The organism is Paraburkholderia sp. GAS32 (assembly GCF_050434225.1).
GTDB lineage: Bacteria > Pseudomonadota > Gammaproteobacteria > Burkholderiales > Burkholderiaceae > Paraburkholderia > Paraburkholderia madseniana.
The window spans coordinates 140,533-160,366 of the sequence record NZ_JBNPVS010000006.1; the positions used below are offsets into that span (position 1 = coordinate 140,533).

Genomic DNA, 19,834 nt, shown 5'->3' on the forward strand with positions numbered 1-19,834 from the left:
CAGCAGCATAGCGTGTCGCGACCGACGAATCCCGCGTGCCGTCAACCGTCGGCATGCCGCTCGGGCATCGCATCGTGGCGAGCCGCCCGCACGATCCAGCCGCGCAACCTGACGCTCAGCCGCGCAGCCGGTAGGCAAGCGGCGTTACGCCGTAGCCACGCTTGAACTGCACGGAGAAATGACTGGCATTCTCGAAACCAACCGCAAGCGCGATTTGCAACACCGGCTGATCGGTGGCGCGCAGCAGCCTCGCGGCTTCCTCGAGACGCAAGCGCGTGACGAACTGATGGGGTGTTTCACCGGTCTCGCGACGGAACACACGCGCAAAGTGAAAGCTGCTTAACCCGGCCTGCGCGGCCAGTTCGCTGATGGCCAGATCGGCGGCAAGATTGGCGCGAATGTAATCGGTTACACGGCGGATGCGGCGTGGCACCAGCCGCTCGGGATGCGGCGGCAGGCCGGCCTCGGCATCACGGCCGCGCGAGTAATGTTGCAACAGATGAGCGGCGAGCGCGTGGGCCAGCGCATCGACATACAGCCGCGAGTCGGCGGGATCGCCCGCGGCGCGATGCAATGCGCCAAGCATCTCGGCGATCAGTGGATCGTGAAACTGCATTGCGTCGCCCAGCGACAGCTCGCGTGAACCGTCCAGCTCCATCTGGTCGGCGACGCTGTCGATCAGGCTGCGCTCCAGGTGCAAATGAACGGTCGACAGCGGCTCATCGCTGATCGAACGCCAGCGCCACGAGATCGGCACGGGCGGCACGAACCAGACGGCGCCCACACGCAGGTCGGCGCTCTCCCAGCGTCCGTCGAGGTTGCGCTCGAGGTGTTCGGCGCCGCTGCCGAGCGTCATCAGCGTGACGTCCTGCAGGCCGGGCGCCTCCAGCAGTTCCTGCTCGTCGGGTTCGAGATACGAGCGCAGCACCAGGTGCCGCCATGGGCGATCCACGCTCGACACCAGTTTCTGGCCCGCCATATAGCGGTCGTAGGCAAGCGTCGTTGTCAGCTTTGGAATTTTTGCCATCACGTCACTTTCTGGGAGGTCATATATGCACATGAGCAAACCCTGCCACACCCGAGTCGCCGGTTAGAGGTCAGCGCAAGATCTCAAAAATGATAGCAAGGAACCGGCTACCGTAATATTTGGAAATAGTTAATCATCCAGGTTGTCGTCTTTCACGCGTTTCGAACGCCGGAGCTACCGTTTCATGGAACACGAATGCGATACGTTGCCGCATTGGCTGACCGGTTCGCCGCAAGGCGAAGCCAGCCACGTGTCGGCGGCATACAACTCAGCGGTTACCGCACAACCGGCTTACCCGGCCGGCACGCGGCAACTCGAGAAAACAGCCCACGCGGCTGAAGCATCCAGGACATCAACCCGCATGGCGTCAGGCATATCGCCCACCGGCTTCCTGACGCTCTTCACCGAAGAGGAGATCGGCACACCCTCGCCCGCCGCACGACGTGCAGCGCCCGTCATCAGTCCGCTGGTGCGTTTTGGCAGTGCGCAGGACCGCATCGAATTCGTGCGGCGGCGCATCAAACAACTCGGCTTCGACTCGTTCAGCTATTCGGCCACGCGCACCACCGCGCATCACAAGTCGATGTTCGTGCTGACCAGCTACGAGTCGCAGACATGGCTCACGCGCTATTTCCGCGAGCGTTATTTCGAGCTCGATCCGCGCGTCGCGCTGGCGTCGCCGACCGGCATGCCGTTCCTCTGGAACACCGCCGACATGCGCGCCGATCTGCCGCGCGCGCAGATGCGCAGCGAGCGGCTCGGCGGGCTGATCGACATGCTGGAGGCCAACGGCCGCAAAAGCGGGATTCTCACGCAGATGCCGCTGCCCGAGCCGGAGCTGAGTGCGAGCTTGTGCTTCAACTCGGAGATCGGCAACCCGCGCTGGATGACGGAATCGATCGTGGCCGAAACGCTGATGTTCGCGCACACGATCCATGAATTCATCTGGACGCACGCGAAAAGCGTGATCGGGATCGCACCCGAGCAGCAGCAGCGCGTCGCGTTGAGCGAATTGCAGCATGCAGTACTGAAGGCGGTTGTGCAGGGACAGCGCGACAAGGAAATCGCCTACTTCCTCGGGCTGTCGCCGCATAACGTCGACTACCACTTGCGGCGTTTGCGGCAGTTGTTCAACGTGCGCAATCGCGTGCAGCTGATCAATGTGGCGCAGGGGTATGTGACTTAAGAGAGGGATGAAAGAGCACCGCGGCCGGCGCGCATGTCGAGCCGGCCGCATGCGCTTGAGTCGTGAGCGCTGTCAGCTCTTGAGCCGGTACCCGGTCTTGAAGATCCAGGCAACGATCACGAGAAACACCGCCAGAAACAACGCGGTCATCCCGAGGCTGACACCGACATCCACATCGGCGAGACCATAGAAGCTCCAGCGAAAACCGCTGACCAGATAAACGATCGGATTGAACAGCGTCACGACCTTCCAGAACGGCGGCAACATATTGACCGCATAGAAACTGCCGCCGAGGAACGTCAGCGGCGTAATGATCAGGAGCGGCACGAGTTGCAGCTTCTCGAAGCTATCCGCCCAGATGCCGATAATGAAACCGAGCAGACTGAACGTCACCGCAGTCAACACCAGAAACAGAATCATCCAGAACGGATGCTGCACCTGCAGCGGCACGAACAGGCCGGCAGTAGCCAGAATGATCAAGCCGAGCAGAATCGATTTGGTGGCCGCCGCGCCCACATAGCTCACCACGATCTCGAGATACGACACCGGCGCCGACAGCAACTCGTAGATCGTGCCGGTAAAGCGCGGAAAGTAAATCCCGAACGACGCATTCGAAATGCTTTGCGACAGCAGCGAAAGCATGATCAGACCCGGCACGATGAACGCGCCGTAACTGATGCCATCCACTTCCTTGATACGCGATCCGATGGCCGCGCCGAACACGACGAAGTAAAGCGACGTCGAAATGACTGGCGCGATGATGCTCTGCATCAGCGTGCGCCAGGTGCGCGCCATCTCGAACTTATAGATCGCGCGAATTGCGTAGATGTTCATGAGTTACCTCGGAGCAGACTGACGAAGATGTCTTCGAGCGAACTTTGCGTCGTATGCAGATCCTTGAAGCGGATGCCGGCATCGTCGAGCGCTTTGAGCAGCGCGATGATGTCGGTACGCCCGCCGTCGCCCTCATACGTGTAGATCAACTCATTGCCACCTTTGGCGACATCCAGCCCATATCCGGCCAGCGCCGACGGCACCTCGTCGAGCGAACTTTCCAGTTGCAGCGTCAACTGCTTCTTGCCGAGTTTGCGCATCAACTCCGTCTTCTCTTCCACCAGCATGATCTCGCCCGCATTGATCACGCCGATGCGGTCAGCCATTTCCTCGGCTTCGTCGATGTAGTGCGTGGTGAGAATGATCGTCACACCGCTTGCAGTGAGCGAGCGCACCAGCTTCCACATATCGCGGCGCAACTCGACATCGACACCGGCCGTGGGTTCGTCGAGAAACAGCACGCGCGGTTCGTGCGAGAGCGCCTTCGCAATCAGCACGCGGCGCTTCATGCCGCCCGACAGCGTAATGATCTTGTTATCGCGTTTTTCCCACAGCGACAGATCGCGCAGGATCTTTTCGATGTAAGCGGGATTTTTCGGCTTGCCGAACAGCCCGCGGCTGAACGAGACGGTCGCCCAGACGGTTTCGAACGAGTCGGTGGTGAGCTCCTGCGGCACGAGGCCGATCAGCGAGCGCGCGCCGCGATAGTCCGTCGCGATGTCGCGGCCGTCCACCATCACGCTGCCAACGCTCGCATTGACAATGCCGCAAATGATGCTGATGAGGGTAGTTTTGCCCGCTCCATTGGGCCCAAGCAAGGCGAAGATTTCTCCGCGATTGATCGCCAGATTGATGTTTTTTAGTGCATGAAAACCCGTGGCATAGGTTTTCGACAGATTCGTGACCGAGACGATAGGCTGCATGGATTCGACGATGGCAGACACCGGTATTGGATTAAAAGGGGGCGGGACGAATACGCCGCCGCACCCGCAATGTAATTGAAAGTGGGAAAGCGTGCAGCGCAACCGCGAGATTTCGGAGGAACGGATACCGCCGGCGAGCGTGTCAGCCTTTCAGGGCCGGCCGGGGTTCTTGTCCGACAGGCCGCACCCCGTCACGGTTCGGCGCACGCGAAACTGCTGGCGAGATTCACATTGCCCTTGCCGCTATAGCGGGGAAACAGCGGGTAACGGCACAACGGACGCGAGCGCCCGTTGGTCGCGGCCGCGATATCCGTAGCGGTCAACGTTTCGGGCGATACGCCACGCGTCACCCAATTGTCGAGCGCACCCAGCAGATCCACCGAGGGGATGAACACCCCGCTGCCGTGCTGGAAACCCGGCACCATGTAGAGCCGCATGAACGCATCGACCTGGTCGATGCCGAATCGATCGATCAGCGCTTCGTAATAGGCGATCGTCTGGTTCGGGCTGATGACTTCGTCGGCAAGGCCTTGCAGTGTGATGAGCTTGCCGCCCCGCGCAATGTAGCGGGCCAGGTCGGGGTTCATCGCACCGATCGTCTGTGAGAGCGCGATGAGCTGGCCGCGATATTTGCCGGGATGAAGCGGGTCGAACCTGAGCGAGTCGAACTCCGCATCATGGGCCACGAAGTAGCGGATGTAGCCGTCGCCCTGCGCGAACAGGTAGCCGTTGGCGAAGAAGGTCGGCACGGGCAAGCGCCCGGCTTGATGCCCGAGGCCGAGCATGCCGGTCAGATGCGTGCCCTGAAAGACGTTGTAGCCGCGATAGCCGTTAACATTCCACGCCAGCTTGTAGGGCAACGACAGACCGTCGCGCATCACCAGCAAGGTGGAGAGTTGCGCGTCGGTGAGGCACTCGTCATGCGAGGGGGTTCGTCCGGCGCAGCGCAACGAGGCGATGATTTCCGCTTCGTGTTCCTTGCACCCTTCGACGTCGCTGACGATGCCGTCCGCCGCGCCATCGAGCCGGTCGCAGACCGCGAGCGTGCGTTGATACACGTGCTCGAGCAATAGCGGTGGAATGAAACCGCCGGGCGTCGCGTATTCCGCTTGACCGAGCTTCACGCCCATCAAACGCACGCCGGAAAAATTGAGCGCGGGCGAATTGGCGATCACGCCGTCGTAGTCGTCGGGATAGCGCTGCATCACCGTGTAGCCTTCGCGGCCGCCCGTCGAACCGCCGGCGAAATACATCCGTTGCGGCGGCCGGCCGTAAGCGCGTGCAATCAGCGCGAGCGCGGCGTCGTGCGTTTTCTTCAGATGCGCGTAGCCGAAATTCGTCACCGCTTCATCCACGAGGCCGAAGACCGCGAGCGACGAATCGCCCACGTGCCCCGAGTCGTCGCCGAAGGTTGCATAGCCTTGAGCGAGCGGTGCGCGATCCGGCGAGAACGGCATCACGCCCGTACCGCTCACCACCACGCCGTTATACCCCCCGCCGCCGATCTGCAGCGCGCGGCCGTTCCAGCGGCGCGGCAGATTCAGGTCGAAGCGGATATCAGGCGTGCTGGCCTTGAGCGCCTTGATGCGCCCGGTGATGCGGCAATATTCGCCACCTTGCTGATTGCCGGGTGCCGTGGCCGCGACCATCGCCGCACTTTCGATCTGCACGCCGGCCGTGGGCAAAGCGATCAGTTCCGGAGGCAACACCGCGCCCGCGAATTCCGAGCAACGTATGGCGAGCGGCGCGTCCTTGGGCGCGGCGAATGCCTGTGAGGCGTTCGTCAGCCATAGCACTGCGCCGGCCACCGTGACGGCCGTGCGTGAACGCCCCTTAGAAAGCCCATGACGGACATGGCGCACCCGCGCCCTCATCCGTAACCCGCGCCGTTGACAGCGGCGCGCGAGCGCGGCCCTTTCCAGTCGTTCCAGCCGCGCGCGATCATCAGCACCGCGCCGATGGCGACCAGATCGCCGCCGAGTCCGACCAGCGTGCCGCGAAAACCGTGGAACGTATGCGGCGTTGCCGTATCGACGATCAACGACACCAGCGTGCCGGCGACAAAACACACGAGCCCGGTACGGCCGACCGTCACCACGGCCGGCAACCGCTGTGCGAGCCACGCGATGCTGCCCGTGCGCACGAACTGCGCGGCGAGCCAGGCGATGACGAGAAAGTTGATCACGCGTTCCACGGAAAGGTTCTGTTTATTCACGCCGGGCAGCGGCTGCGTCAGCACAAAGAGTTTAACAATGGCGAACGCCAGCACCGCGACCACCGCGGCACGTGTAAACCAGTGCGCCGTGCGGGTGGCGTGAAAGCGCTCGCTGACGGGTTGCACCCGGCACAGAATGCCGAGCACGAACATCAGTTGCCATGCAAACGGATTAAAAGCCCAGTCGGCCACGTCGTCAATGCTGAATAGCGCGGCCAGCGGCCGGGCAAGCGCCCAAATCGTCACGCTCAGGCCCAGCACCGCGAGCGACGACCGGCGCGCCAACGGCACCATGAATGGCACGAATAGCGCAAAGATCACGTACATGGGCAGCACGCTCGACAAATACGGCTGACGCCGCAGCACGGCAATATCGAACGCTTCGCGCAGCGGTTGAACCGCGAACGGCTGCCAGCCGGTCAGGTCGACCATCGGCTGGTTCAGATGCAATACCGCGAGGACGGCGCCGGACAGCAGCGTCAATACGGCCGTCAACAGATAGGCGCGATAAATCTCCCAGCAGCGCCTGACGAAACGCATCTTCGCCGCACCTTCGCCACGGCCCGCGAGTACCGCTGTAAACGCTGCCGCCGACGCATAGCCGCCAAGGAACACAAACACTTCCGCCGAGTCACACAGGGCATAGGTGTGCAACATCAGATGCGACAGCGCGCTACCGGGAATGTGGTCCAGCACGATGACGATCAACACGACGCCGCGGAAGAAATCCACTTCGATCGAGCGTCCGCGGCGGGTGTCCATTCTGGTTCTCGCAAGATGGCGCGTGCGTGCAATGCGCCGTGAAAAGCGGTCATACACAGGGAGTTCCATGTAGGAACTCCATGAGAATAAAACGTTCCCACCGATACCGTGCGCCACGTCGACACACGCTGACAACCTCCCTCTAAATACGTTCGGAGTGCCAGCAATCTGAAAATCAGATGTCGGCATGCAGTAATACTGAGTCGTCACGCTCCGGTTGGTGGAAACTCTTGCAGCAAGTTTTGCGGCTTTCAAACCATCCAGCACGAGCACGATCGGTAAAGGTCACTGAAAAAAATCAGCGATTACGGCGCGCGATTTTTTTCGCTTTTTTTCATCGTAGTCTCGCCCTGAACGGCAGCGCCTTGCGCACCGCCTTCGCATTGGAAGATAACCACATGAACAACAGGATTGCAGGCTTCGACGGATTGCGCGCGATTGCAGTCCTGATGGTCTTTTTTCAGCACCGTTTTTTCGGCGACATCGGCGAAATTGGCCATCTTGGCGTGTGGATCTTCTTCGCGCTGAGCGGCTTTCTGATCATCGGCATTCTGTCCGCGCAACGCGCTCGCATCGAAACAAACGGCAGCCGGTTCGGTGTGGAATTGAAGCGCTTTCTGTTTCGCCGCACGTTGCGCATTTTTCCGATTTACTACCTGATGCTGGTGGTGATGTGCGTGCTAATGGCGCTCGGGATGGCGAGCCCGGAGCTCGCGAGTGGCATGCCGTTTCATTTCGCCTATCTGTCGAACTTCTGGATCGGCTCGGTGCTGCATTACTGGCCGGGGCGTTACTCGCATCTCTGGAGTCTCGCGATCGAGGAGCAGTTCTATCTTGTGTTTGCGCCGTTATTGCTGCTGGTTGCGGCGCGGCGGCATCGCGCGGTGTGCCTCGCAATCGTCGCGGTTGGACTGGTTTCGCTACTGGCGATGCGTGCCGCACAGTGGCAGGACATTACGATCTATACGCATCCGCTGACCAACTTCTGGCTACTGGCCTTGGGCGGGATTGGCGGCTTGATGATCGCCGGGAAAGAGAGCCGTTCGCGCATCGTGCTCGGGCATGGCATGACGCTGTTCGTGTTGAGCGTTTGCCTGGTGGGCTTTTGTGCGACTGAGCCTATGTGGAGTCAGTTGGACAGTTCGCTTGCCTTCACGACGGTCAGCGCCTTGTATGGCCTCTGTATCGCGGCACTGGTGTGTTCAATTGCGTGCTGCCGCAACGCCGCCGTGATCGGCCTGCTCGAAACCGGCTGGCTGATGAACTTTGGGCGCATCAGCTACGGCTTTTATCTCTATCACAATCTGATTCCGGACCTGACCCGCAACCATCACGCCACGGCGTTCTTCGGCGGTGCTGTGCCGCTGTGGGCGCATGTTGCCGGAATTGTCGCGTCGTTCCTGATTTCGCTGGCGATGGCCGTGTTGTCCTGGCGCCTGATCGAAGCACCCATTCTTCGCTTGAAAACACGGCGTGCGCCGTTGGACACCACGACACCAACTACTACGCAAACACCGGCCTCTTTTGCTGCCCGCAACGGGCATGCGTTGAGAGAAAAAAGCACCGCTTCAGATGCCGCCTGAAGGACTCATTCATTACGTTCTGCTTTCATGCGACATGAGTAAGGGCGCGGTATCATGCGGCCTCACTTAGCCGGCTGCTTCGACCCTTGCGCGACGCGCAGGCACTGAACAGGCCGAACGATAAAAACAAGCCACTACCCGCGCGAACTCCGGTCCACCTGGTCCGCGCGGTGGGCTCGCGGACTTCAACGATGTTTCATTTCAGTTTCGCCAACGGCGTGCTTGGCGCGAGCCTGCAGACGCTCAGCCTTTACGCGCTGCTCGGCATTGTTGCGGCGCTATTGCTGGGCGGAATGGTCAAGGGCGTGGTGAGTATCGGCGTGCCGCTGGTAGCGATGCCGATTCTCAGCCAGTTCATGCCGATCAAGGAGGCCGTTCTACTACTGTCGATGCCGATCATTCTCGGCAATATTCCACAGGCACTGGAAGGCGGCGACATGCTGCCGACGGTCCGGCGCATTGCCGCGCCCTTGATCGGTACGGTGATCGGCAACATCGTCGGCGTGAGCGTACTGATTTCGCTTGCGCCCCATCGCGCGCAGGCTGCTGCTGGCGTATTACTGATCGTTGCTGCGCTGCTCCTGTTGCTTTCGCCGCGGCTCACGCTGTCGCCGAGATGGGCGAAACCGGCGGGCTTCGTACTGGGATTCGGGGCGGCGGTGATGGAGAGCATCGCTTCGGTGCCGGGGCCTTTGCTGGCGATGTATCTGATCGCCACGGGCGCCACGGGAAAAGTCTTTACGAAGCAGATCGCAATTATTCTGGTGGTGTCGATCATCACGCTGGTTGCCACGTTTAGCGGCGGTGCGCATGCCAGCTGGAGCGATCTGGTCATTTCGGTGTGCGCGAGTGTGCCGGTGATCGCGGGAATACTGTTGGTACGGCCGCTTAGAGACAGATTGCCGCCGGGGGCGTTTCGCGTTCTGGTTCTGGTGTTCGTTCTGGCAGCCGCTGCGCAAATGGTCTGGAAATCCGGGGTTTTGTAGGGGTGTGGGCTGTGCGGGCCAGCCGTGGAACGCGCATTGCTGCTCATTGCTCATAGCAATCCACCGGAGAGCCATCGTGGCCAACATGCCCAATCCCCCGAACGAGCACGAAAACAAGCCGGATGAAGACCCCGGCAGCCCGCCTACCGAGGTCTCCAAGCCTATTGGCGACGCCATCCCTACCCCGGTCGAACCGGGTCTCGATCAGCCTCTGCCGCAAAAGGGCGACACGCCACCACCTAAGAAATGACGTTCCCGCTCTCGTGGCGGCAAAACGGAACAAGCGCGGATCAAGCGGCAGCCGGCTCGTGGACGATCTTCAGCGCGCTCTTGTGCTCCTTGATCAGCCGGTAAACCGCTTCGCCCGGAACCGTCTCCCGCTCGAGCAGTTCGTCGGCAATGGCTCGCAGAACGGGCTCATAAGCGTGCAGCAGCCCATAGCACAACTCGTTCAACTCCTTGAGCAGCACGTTGGCGTGCTCGATGGCGCTCTTCATTTGCAGGCCCGCGTACTGCGACGGCAGCGCCGCGAGACTGAACAGATCGCCATCGCGGTTGAAGCCGAACTTCGACACCATGTCGAGGCTGATGCGCGACGCTTCCTGCAGATCCGACGCGGCGCCGCTCGACGCTTCGGAGAACGTGAGAATTTCGGCGTTGCGACCGCCGAGCAGGACCTGAATCTCGTTGCGGATCTCGGTCTCGCGGTACAGGTGCTTGTCTTGCGCCTTGGTGATGAGCGCCACACCCAATGCGCCGCCACGCGGCAAGATCGTGACCTCTTCCAGCACACCGGTGCCGAGCAGCGCGGCGACGAGACCGTGTCCCGCTTCGTGCACCGCGATACGCGTACGCTCGTCCTCGCTCAGTGCCCGCTCTGCCCCGCTCACGTCGCCGATGCGCGCAATCTTGATCGCTTCCATGAAATGCTTCGCGGCGATTTCCGTCTCGCCGGCTTTGCGCGCGACCAGTCCCGCCTGATTCACGACCATCGCGACCGTTGCCGGAGAGAGGCCAGTGGTCAGGCGAGCGAGTTGGTCGTAGTCGATGTCTGCAGCCTTCGACTTCAGTTTCTCCGCATAGAAACGGAAAATTTTCGCGCGGTCTTCGCGGTCGGGCAAACGGATCTGCACCGTGCGATCGAAACGGCCCGGCCGGCGCAACGCCTCGTCCAGATTGTCGGGATGGTTCGTGGCCGCGACGATGATGACGCCTTCATTCGAAGCGAAGCCATCCATTTCCGCCAGCAACTGGTTGATGATGCGATTGCTCTCGGCTTCGACGGGACCGCCGCCGGTATCCGTGCGCTTCGCGAGGCCGTCGGCTTCGTCGATGAAGATGACCGTGGGGGCATTCTTGCGCGCGAGTTCGAACAGGTGTTTGACCTTCTGGATACCGACACCGTAGTACTTCGCACTGAAGTAGCTGCCAGTGATCGAAATGAAGTTCGCGCCGCATTCGCCGGCGAGCGCCTGGGCGAGTCGCGTCTTGCCAACGCCAGGGCCGCCGACCATCAGAATGCCGCACGGTGCACGCACGCCCATCGACGTGAACTGCTTCGGATCGGACAGATAGCCGCGGATGTCTGCGAGCGCCGCCTTCGCTTCACACGCGCCGATCACGTCGTCGAAACGCAGCGTAGGTGCCTTGCTGAGAAGCGACGCGCCGCCTCTCATCTCGCGGCGCATGAACCACACCATGCCGCCGATCAGCAACAGCGGCAACAGCAAACTGATCGCGTCGCGCACCTGATTGAACACCGGCACCCAGCGCGACGCGCCGGTGCGAATGTCGGCGTCGGGCAGCCAGACGAGCTGGTAGGACGCGGCCTGGCCAGCTTTGGGTTCACCGAGCAGCAGTGCGTGCGAGAACGTCGCGTTATGGTCGGTGACGAAGTATTTCGCGCCGTCGCGCTTCGACACGAGAATCGCGTTGGGGCTCACGCCGATCGCGGCCACGTTGACGTCGTGAATATCACGCAGCATTTGTGATGCGTCTTTCTCTTCATGCGTCCATGCCGAGGGATCGTGACGCATCTGATTCGCGATGCCGGTAAGCGCCGGGGTTGTCTGCGCGTCGCGCTGCTGGTAAAGCCCGCCGCTCAGTGCGAGCAATGCCGCGATGAATACAGCACTGACCCCAATGGCGATCTTGCGTGCGCGTCTTTTTCCAAACGAGTTCTTTCCCGGCTTCATGAGTCACTTCCAAAAACGGGCCAAAGGGGGCCCCAATACGGGTCAAATACAGGTGGTATCGGTGGGTAGTCCGGCGATTCGTATCGTCGAATTTGGGGGAGCGATCGCGCCTTGAAAGCGACGACCTGTTGTTCCGGCGCACAGTTTATCAGCGCTATATTCACTGCGTATTCTGCATACCTGAAAGTAACCGCGCCCTATTAAAAAGCGATCAATGTCGCAGTAAATCGCGGAATATTAAAGGTGCCCATCCAGACAGGCTGGCGGCTATATAGGCAGGTGTTGGGTTTGACGCAGGGGTGAGCCGAGCGAGCGCCCGGCGAGGACGACACTTTCGTGGCGATCCCCAGCCGGTTGCTCGGCCAAGTCCGGAGGTCTCTGTTAAAACACCCCCAAACGTCCGATGGGCAAGACACCCAACGGTTTCACAACTGAGCGGCGAACCTCTGTGGGCCCGTCCGCCTCATTACCGCACTCTCAGGTCCTTCTTTTTTATTGCCGGTACCTTGTGGCACCGATCTTCTCTCCTGCAACTACCCCCGATCCTCGCAACCTTTCCCTTCTGCAAATCCGGACTCAGGCAGCGGTGCGCCGCCTCAGCTTCGTCTGCGCTTCACTCCCGAGACGGTCGAGAAGCTTGATGACACGTTTGCGCTGGCTGGCAATCAACTCGTGAGTCTCTTCCAGCGCGCGAATGCGCTTTTCCCAGTACTCATGGTCTAGCGGGACCAGCACGCCAACCGCGTCGCCGCGTGTGACGTACTGAACCATGTTCTCAAGATGCTCCAGTTGGCTATCCACCAGACTGGACGGACGCCGCCCGCCGCGCTGGGCGGTCGGTTGCCTGTTCGTGCCGCTCATCTTTCGATACCCCGTAAATTGGCCGCCTGCAAAGCCTGGGCCTCGCACCCATTGCGCCGCAAATGCCAATCGGCGCGCTTTCTGCGTGCTTTGCGTTTTCCAGCGCGGGGCCTGTTATAAACGGATTGGCGGCGCCGTCGATGAAACCGATCTGCATCTAATCATCCGACGATACCGCAGGTTTTTTGTTAGGCTTTACCATCCGTCTCAATATTCGACGACGGCGTGTTAAATATCTGGTTACCGCGGCTACTCGCCAGAACCACACGCCTCGTTCGCAGCAACCGATCCATGAACCAGCGCACCTTACCGCCGCACCTGGCTGCTGCCGCCGCAGCCGAATCGCGCTCCGCCATTTCTACGAGCAGCTTCAGCACGCACGCGCTCACAGCCGACGAACAATTTCTGGCCTGGCGCCAGCGCGTGGGACATGTGGTGGACGTGCCACCGTCGAAGGAGCAGGTCGCCAAAGGATTTCGCGGTGAGATCGATCTTTATGCGGTCGGCGGTATGGTGTTTACGGACTGCAGCACGGACGCGATGTTGCTGGAACGATCGGTCGCGCGGGTTTCCACGGACTCGCGGCGCGATTACGCCTTTCAACTGTTCGTGGAAGGCGAGGTCGGCCACGTGACGGGCATGCGCAAGAAACGCAGCGAGCAGGGCTCGGTGCAGGGTATCGTCGCGTTCGACCTGAATCAGCCGTTTCGGGCCGAGCGGCCCGAATGCCGGCTTCTGAGCCTGTTCGTACCCGCTGCGATCGTGGATGAGGAACTGCGCGACGCCACAGCGATTCACGGCCGCGTCGTCCAGCAGGGTGCGCCGCTGACCGGTCTCGCGCTGGACCATCTGACGGCAGTCGCCCGGGAAATCCCTACGCTCGACCCGGCCAGCGCGGCGGAGGCATTACATGCCGGCGCCCAACTGCTGATCGCCGCCTTCCGCAAGGAGACGCGACTGACCGGCGCGAGCCGGGCGGCGATGCAGGCAGCCGTGATGGGACAGGTGCGGCGCTACGTCGAAGCCAACCTGCACCAGGGCGACCTCACACCGACCAGCGTGGTTCAGGCGTTACAACTGAAACGCGCCACCATCTATCGCTGGTTCGAGCACGACGGCGGGCTCGGCGCCTACATCCGCAATCGCCGCTTGCGGGAAGCGGCGGACGAACTGGTTCGTTTCCCCCATCTTCAGGTGACGGAAATCGCCTATGGACTCGGCTTTCAGAGCGCGTCCGATTTCACTCGCGCGTTTCGCCGTGCCTTCGACATGAGCCCGCAGGACATGCGGGCGCGCGCCTTGGACCTGCAGCACCGCGGCGCAAAGGAGCGCTGGGGGAGCGTTTAAGCCGGCGGCTGCGAAGCACCGGCAAGGCGCGCATCCGGCGCCTCTGCCTCGGGAAATGCCCTTAACGCAGCAAGCGTAAGCAGGGTCGCGGCCATCAGATACCACGCTGGAACCATCGGATCGCCAGTCCGGCTGATCAGCCACGTCACGAGGAACGGCGAAAATCCGCCGAACAGGACGACGCCGAAACTGTAAATCATCGCAAGTCCCGCCGCGCGCCGATGCGCCGGAAACGCCTCCATCATCAGCACGGAACTCGGGCCGGCATTGTTGACCGCAAGCGCGACGTACCCCGTGATGATGACGAGCGCGGCGACGTCGCCCACGCCGTGGGTCAGCGCCCAGAATGCCGGCCACGCAGCCGCCAGCGACGCTACGAGTGCCGCGTACTGCAACGTCTTGCGGCTCACGAAACGGTCGGCCGCGCGCGCCACGAGCGGCGTCACCACCATGATCACGAGGCCCGACAGGCAGGCGGTCAAGAGGCTGATTGCCGCCGGCCGATGCAGCGTGTGAACCAGGTAGGCCGGCATATAGAAAACGGTGAGGTAGATGCCCACCGACGGCGCCGCCATCATCAGAAGGCCGCAGACGAAGGGACGCGGATATTCCGTGACCATGCGCCTCGGACTGAGCCGCGTACGCGGCAGCGGCGCGGCTACCGGCATGCGGCGACGCAGGTACCAGCCGACCGGTCCGATCAGCCCGCCCAGCACGAACGGAATGCGCCATCCCCAGTCATGCATGGCGGCCGGCGACAGCAGCGCCGTCGTGCACGCCCCGACCAGCGCGGCGGCGAAGGCGGCCGCGCCCTGGCTCGCGCCGCGCCAGCTCACCATGAAACACCGGTGCCGGTAGGCAACCGATTCCATCAGCGAAGCCGACGCCGGCCCGATCTCACCTCCAGCGGCGAGCCCCTGCATCAGGCGCGCGAGCACCATCAATACCGCCGCGGCCGGACCGATCGACGCATAGCCCGGCAGGCACGCGATCAGCCACGTGCCAAGGGTCATCAGCGTGAGCGATACCGTGAGGCCGGCTTTGCGGCCACGGCTATCGGCAATGTGGCCGATCATGATCGCGCCGAGCGGGCGCATCACGAAGCCCGCGCCGAAGGTGGCGAGCGAGAGCAGCAGCGACGACGCGGGATTGCTCGATGGAAAGAACAGGTTACCGATGATGACTGCGGAAAAGCTGTAGACGGTGAAGTCGTACGCCACGAAGCCGTTGCCGATAACAATTGCCGTGACGATACGCCTGAGTTCGGCGCGGGACGGTTGGGCCGCTTTGCGGGCAGCAGTTTGCATGGATTGCGGTCGACGTGGGAAGCGTCGAGGTGTTCAGGAGGTGGACAGAATGGCGGCGAAGCCTTTTTTAACGGCGCAAAAAGACGCAACTTTACACTGCGCGCGCAGATGTCCCTTCGCTTACCTCGTCAGCGGGTGGTGTCATTGTCGGATGCAGCGAAAGCATCTGACCGCACTGCTACACTTGCGAACCGCTAACTTCCCGAAGAATCCTCGCTGCCGTCGTCAGGCACATTCTTCGGCTGACACACTCCGCACGTCATGCTTCGATTCGAAAACCTCAGCAAACGCTATAGCGAACGCATCATCTTTCAGGGGCTGCATTGCGACACGGCTGCAGGATGCGTGGCGCTCAACGATGAATCCGGCAGCGGCAAGTCGACGCTGCTGGGCATCCTCGCCGGCACGATCGAGCCCGACGCCGGCGAAGTGTGGCTCGGCGGCCATTCGCTGCGCACCGCGCCGCGCGAGGCCAAATCCGTACTCACGTACGTGCCCGAAGACTGCATGACGTATCCGGAGCAGACCGGTCGTGAGTATCTGGCGCGTGTGGCGTCGGAGAGAAAGACAACGGTCGACAGTCACACGCTCGATCTGGCCCATCGCTTCGGACTCGATCCGCATCTCGACAAGCGCTTCGAGCAAATGTCGTTTGGCACGCGCAAGAAATTCTTCCTGACCGGGGCCGTAATCGGCGAGACCAAAGTCGTGATCGCGGATGAACCGGTCGGCGGACTCGACGCCTCGGCGCGCGGGGTTCTGGTCGATCTGTTTAAAACGCTGGCCGAAACCCGCACGGTCTTTTTCTCGAGCTACGACACGGCTTTTACGCAAGCATGCGAGGCGAGAACCGTCGGTTTTGCGGACCTGGGTATGCGCGGCTAGAAAGTTTCCGCACGTTGTTGGCGAGTTAACGCGCCGCACCTTCAAGCCTCACTGATAGCTCATCGTGAAGGTGGCAAGCCCCTTCACCGTACCCGGCCCTACCGCGCCGGTGGAGATGTACTGCGCGGTCAACGGAATGCGAGTCGTGCTCGACGATGCACCGACCAGCCATTGGTTCCGATTGCCCGCCACCGCCGAATCCGGCCCGTAGCTGACTGCCGTTCCACCGCTATTAAGCACGCGTAACGCGACACCCGTCGCGGTCGACCCGCTCGCCAGCGTCAGATTGCTGGTCGTATTGCCCGGAGTGGTCGCGTCGGTCAACGTCACATAGACATTCGCGCCGGCCTGACACGATAGTCCGATGCTGAGGTTCGTGTTGCCGACTGTCGTTCCGACGGGGCTCAATGCGCTGGCATTGACGGTAGGCAGCGTGACACTCACCGAAGGCGTGGTCACCGTGCACGTCGTCGCGACGATCGAGGTGTTGTTGACCGAGATCGTCACGAGAGCCGGCGACGTTATATTCACGGGAATATTGTGGCTGACCAGCGTGAGCACCTGCGGGATGTTCACCGCGCCACCCGTCGTCACTTGTGCGGCCGTTTTGACCAGTTGGTAGGTGAACGTAAAGCTGCCCTGGAACGCCGCCGTCGTCGTGATCGGTGCGCCGAAATCGCCCCACTTGCCGACTGCCAGTGAGGACAAAGTCGTGTTGCCGTAGGTCACGTCCACGACCTTGATGCCGATGCCCGCGATACCGGTGTTCCACACGCCCGTTACCGCGCTGCTCGTCAGTTGCGGATAGTACTGGATATACCAGCCGTTGTTGTACGGCGGCACCGTACCGGGATTCGATGGGCAGTTAACAGAAACGGTCGACGACTGCACCGGCCCAATTGCCGTGCCGACCGGCGTGTCGCGCGGCACGGTGAGCGTGCCGAAGCTGATCGCCGCCGAGCCGGTAATCGTGCATTGCAGCGCTGCGTGAGCGGGTACGCTGGCGATCAGGCCGGCACAACCCGCAGCGACTAGCATCAGGATGCCGAAGCATTTCCGTGCGGCTCTGAATGGGAGAGACTTCTTCATTGCGTATTTCCTCCAGCAGACGAGCCCGCCGCTGCCTGGTTCGTCATGCCGCCCGCCGCACCACACACGGCATCGATATGCGCATACGCGCCGCGATCTTCGCCCTTCGGCGGCAAGTGATAACCGAAGGCACACTGCTCATCGGCCGCATCGCCCCACTTCACGGTGAGCGCACCCTCATCGGCCACGCCGCGCACGAAGATGCGGCTGTTCTGGCCGATCGCGCCAACACCCTGCCCCTTCGCGTCGTACACCGTCGCGCCGAATGGCAACGGTGCGCCATTCGGTAAGCGAGCCGAGATCACCGCCGCTCTGCCGGTCACCGTGCCGAAGTGAATCATCACCACCGAGTTGGCACGCGGCGCCACCTGCTGGCTGGTCGACTTGAATTCGACGTCGAGCGGGATTCCCTTCGGATCGATTTCGACCGTGTTCAGGCTGTACGGCGTCAGATACGGAATCACTGCATAACCGAAGTTGTCGATGCGCACGCCGGACGAATTGGTGATGCGGGCACCCTTCGCGTCTTTCGCCTCGACCACACCGATCGTGTCGCCCAGGTCGTTCGCGAAGGTCACGCCGCCCGGATGCGCAACGATCGCGCCGGTCACGCCGGCCGACACTTGCGAGAAGCCGGAGCCGCCGCTTGCGCTCGCCGCCAGCGTCGCGTACGGGCTGCGGTACTGGCCGTTCACGCCGCCTGCACTCGAGCCCGGTGCATGGTTCGCCGTCACGCCATAGGTAAATTCGTTGTCCACGCCGGCGGAGCCGTTCAGCATCGCCTGCTCGGACGACCCGCTCTGACTGTTGTGCGTGAAGCTGGTCGACAGGGTCGGCGCATGCTGGCCCGTGCCGAGCGGAATCGAGACGCTTGCGAAGATCTGGTTGTTCATCTGGCCGGTCAGGCCGTCGCGCTGCCTCGACAGCGATACGTTGTAGCTGAAGTTGGTGCCGAGCGCGCGCAGCACGTTGTTGTAACCGATCTGGAATTGCGTGGTGGTGCCGCTGCGATTCCAGTAGTCGAGCGTCGAGCCGACCACGTAGGCATTGCCCCAGCCGTTGCCGAAGCTCTGGTTCATCGTCAGTTGGACCTGATTGCGTTGGCGATCCACCGAGCTCGGGTCCTGCCCCGCGGCAACCGCGCTGCGCGCCAGCATGGCGTCGCGCAATGCCCAGAAACCGCTCGACGAATAGCGATAAGCGGCGACGGTGAAGTTCGTGTTGGTGGCCGGCACCAGCTTGCTGTAGCTGATTCGCACGCTCTGGCCGGTGGTGTTGGTCACGCCGCGAATGTTGGCGCGGGCCTCGGTTACGTCTAACGCAACCGCACCCAACGGCGTGTTGACCGCCGCGCCGAGCAGCCCGGCGAGATAGCCTTCCGCAACGATCGCCCCCGCGTAGCCGGTGATGACGTTGTTGAAACCGTGCTGCACCGTCCCCTGAAGGAGGTTGTCGTGCTGATTGACCTGCGCATCGCGAAGCTGGCCCGCAGCGACATTGAAACGGGTGATGCCCGGACGCAGCAATTGCGCGACCGACGCATACGGCACGGAGAAACTGTGCTGACTGCCGTCGGCTTCCGTGACCGTGACGAGCAGGTTGCCGCCGTAACCGGTGGCGTACAGATCGTTGATTTCGAATGAGCCCGGTGCGACGGTTGTCTCGTACAGCTTGTTGCCGTTCTGCGTGACGCTCACGCGCGCATTGGTCATCGCCACGCCGCGAATCAGCGGTGCATAGCCGCGCAGCGAGTCGGGCAACATGCGGTCGTCGCTCGCGAGTTCGACGCCGCGAATGCCGATGCTGTCGAACACGGCGCCATCGGTAAAGGCGTCACCGAGCGTCAACTGGCTACGGATCGACGGCAGATCGTGCTGCACGTAGGTCGCGATGTTCTGATACGTGCGCGGTCCGTTCGATTGCCACGTCAGCGCGGAATTCTGGCGAAAGTGCCAACTGCCGACGTTGACGCCGCTATTCAGGCCGAGATAGGTCTGCGTATTTGACAACCCCGCGGAGCCCGAACCCGTCACGCGAAACGAATTCAGGTTGTAGCCCAAGGTGGCCGAGGTCACGCCTTCGTCCCAGAACTCGGGGCTCACATAGCCTTGCGGATTGCGCAGCAGCGCTGCCTGCGGGATGCTCAGGTCGAGCCGCAGATCGGACAGGTCGAAGGATTGCGACGCACCGTCGACGAGATCGGCGACGTTCGCGCATTCGCCCGCCTGGGCTTTCGCGAGTTCGCCACGGCCCTTGTCCGACAGTGCCGAAAAATCCAGGCCGAGGCGCTCGATCAGCGCCTTGCTGAAACACGGCACGGCGTTCCCCGCGCCTTCCCGAGCCACGAAACGCAACGTGTCGTGGCCGACCCAGTTTCCGTTCACGTAGAGATCGACCGTGTACTCGCCGGGCTGCACCGGATTGCCACGCTCGAAACGCGACACGTCGACGCTTTGGCCTTTCGGTTTCATCAGAAATTCGCTGTTGAACTGCACGTCGGCAAGCATCGTGGAGTCGGCGAACGCGGGCGTCGCGCCCCATGCGGCCAGCGCGCCGAGCATCATGGCATGGCTGCGCCTGAGCGCGAACCAGTTTCCGGCTCGCGGCCGCGAAGAATATTCCCGGGTGCGCATG

General features: G+C 62.0%; 16 protein-coding genes. 6 read left to right on the forward strand and 10 right to left on the reverse strand.

The features are described 5' to 3' along the window. Positions 1–115 precede the first annotated feature (115 nt). Positions 116–1,027 carry a helix-turn-helix domain-containing protein gene (locus P3T25_RS09815; RefSeq protein WP_154563552.1) on the reverse strand — a complete coding sequence of 304 codons (912 nt, stop codon included), beginning with the start codon at positions 1,025–1,027 and terminating at the stop codon, positions 116–118. A 184-nt stretch (positions 1,028–1,211) separates the two neighbouring features. Here P3T25_RS09815 and P3T25_RS09820 point away from each other — a divergent pair, with 184 nt between their 5' ends. After that, the gene (locus P3T25_RS09820) at positions 1,212–2,213 is read left to right on the forward strand and encodes a helix-turn-helix transcriptional regulator (RefSeq protein ID WP_154563549.1); all 1,002 of its coding nucleotides are present in this window, start codon (positions 1,212–1,214) and stop codon (positions 2,211–2,213) included. Positions 2,214–2,285: 72 nt separating this feature from the next. On the opposite strand, the gene P3T25_RS09825 is transcribed toward P3T25_RS09820, so the two are convergent. From P3T25_RS09825 to P3T25_RS09840, 4 genes are all read right to left on the reverse strand, one after another. Next, positions 2,286–3,047, reverse strand: coding sequence for an ABC transporter permease (locus tag P3T25_RS09825; RefSeq protein ID WP_093633049.1), 762 nt, complete (start codon positions 3,045–3,047; stop codon positions 2,286–2,288). Beyond that, positions 3,044–3,970 (reverse strand): ABC transporter ATP-binding protein, encoded by a 927-nt coding sequence (locus tag P3T25_RS09830; protein WP_154563547.1) that lies wholly within the window; start codon positions 3,968–3,970, stop codon positions 3,044–3,046. Before P3T25_RS09830 ends, P3T25_RS09825 begins: the two co-directional genes overlap by 4 nt. Before the next feature lie 191 nt (positions 3,971–4,161). Next, entirely contained in the window at positions 4,162–5,844 is a 1,683-nt protein-coding gene (locus P3T25_RS09835) for a tannase/feruloyl esterase family alpha/beta hydrolase (RefSeq protein WP_429358008.1), read from the reverse strand. Continuing rightward, positions 5,841–6,947: an OpgC domain-containing protein gene (locus P3T25_RS09840; RefSeq protein ID WP_429358009.1), complete on the reverse strand. Its 1,107-nt coding sequence runs from the start codon at positions 6,945–6,947 to the stop codon at positions 5,841–5,843. The genes P3T25_RS09835 and P3T25_RS09840 overlap by 4 nt, the downstream gene beginning before the upstream one ends. Positions 6,948–7,345: 398 nt before the next feature. Here P3T25_RS09840 and P3T25_RS09845 point away from each other — a divergent pair, with 398 nt between their 5' ends. The 3 genes from P3T25_RS09845 to P3T25_RS09855 all read left to right on the forward strand — a co-directional run bounded on the left by P3T25_RS09845 (position 7,346) and on the right by P3T25_RS09855 (position 9,766). Continuing rightward, on the forward strand, positions 7,346–8,530 hold the full coding sequence (locus P3T25_RS09845) for an acyltransferase family protein (RefSeq protein WP_429358010.1): 1,185 nt from the start codon (positions 7,346–7,348) through the stop codon (positions 8,528–8,530). A 191-nt stretch (positions 8,531–8,721) separates the two neighbouring features. Next, on the forward strand, positions 8,722–9,516 hold the full coding sequence (locus P3T25_RS09850; RefSeq protein ID WP_171926452.1) for a sulfite exporter TauE/SafE family protein: 795 nt from the start codon (positions 8,722–8,724) through the stop codon (positions 9,514–9,516). Between the two features lie 76 nt (positions 9,517–9,592). Beyond that, entirely contained in the window at positions 9,593–9,766 is a 174-nt protein-coding gene (locus tag P3T25_RS09855; RefSeq protein ID WP_154566859.1) for a hypothetical protein, read from the forward strand. Between the two features lie 40 nt (positions 9,767–9,806). On the opposite strand, the gene P3T25_RS09860 is transcribed toward P3T25_RS09855, so the two are convergent. Beyond that, positions 9,807–11,711 (reverse strand): AAA family ATPase, encoded by a 1,905-nt coding sequence (locus tag P3T25_RS09860; RefSeq protein ID WP_429358011.1) that lies wholly within the window; start codon positions 11,709–11,711, stop codon positions 9,807–9,809. A gap of 576 nt (positions 11,712–12,287) precedes the next feature. Further along, positions 12,288–12,572, reverse strand: a complete 285-nt coding sequence (locus P3T25_RS09865) for a hypothetical protein (protein WP_154566857.1) — start codon at positions 12,570–12,572, stop codon at positions 12,288–12,290. A 291-nt stretch (positions 12,573–12,863) separates the two neighbouring features. Between P3T25_RS09865 and P3T25_RS09870 the strand changes: the two genes are divergently transcribed. Beyond that, entirely contained in the window at positions 12,864–13,919 is a 1,056-nt protein-coding gene (locus P3T25_RS09870; protein WP_266238779.1) for an AraC family transcriptional regulator, read from the forward strand. Here P3T25_RS09870 and P3T25_RS09875 read toward each other — a convergent pair. Continuing rightward, complete coding sequence (locus tag P3T25_RS09875; RefSeq protein WP_408516385.1) at positions 13,916–15,226, reverse strand: MFS transporter; 1,311 nt, start codon at positions 15,224–15,226, stop codon at positions 13,916–13,918. The genes P3T25_RS09870 and P3T25_RS09875 overlap by 4 nt on opposite strands. Before the next feature lie 261 nt (positions 15,227–15,487). On the opposite strand from P3T25_RS09875, the gene P3T25_RS09880 reads away from it, so the two are divergent. Beyond that, entirely contained in the window at positions 15,488–16,111 is a 624-nt protein-coding gene (locus P3T25_RS09880) for an ABC transporter ATP-binding protein (protein ID WP_154566854.1), read from the forward strand. A 48-nt stretch (positions 16,112–16,159) separates the two neighbouring features. Here the strand turns inward: P3T25_RS09880 and P3T25_RS09885 are convergent, their stop codons facing one another. Then, entirely contained in the window at positions 16,160–17,200 is a 1,041-nt protein-coding gene (locus P3T25_RS09885) for a fimbrial protein (protein WP_429358012.1), read from the reverse strand. Further along, positions 17,197–19,833 (reverse strand): fimbria/pilus outer membrane usher protein, encoded by a 2,637-nt coding sequence (locus P3T25_RS09890; protein ID WP_429358013.1) that lies wholly within the window; start codon positions 19,831–19,833, stop codon positions 17,197–17,199. The genes P3T25_RS09885 and P3T25_RS09890 overlap by 4 nt, the downstream gene beginning before the upstream one ends. Position 19,834: the final 1 nt, after the last annotated feature.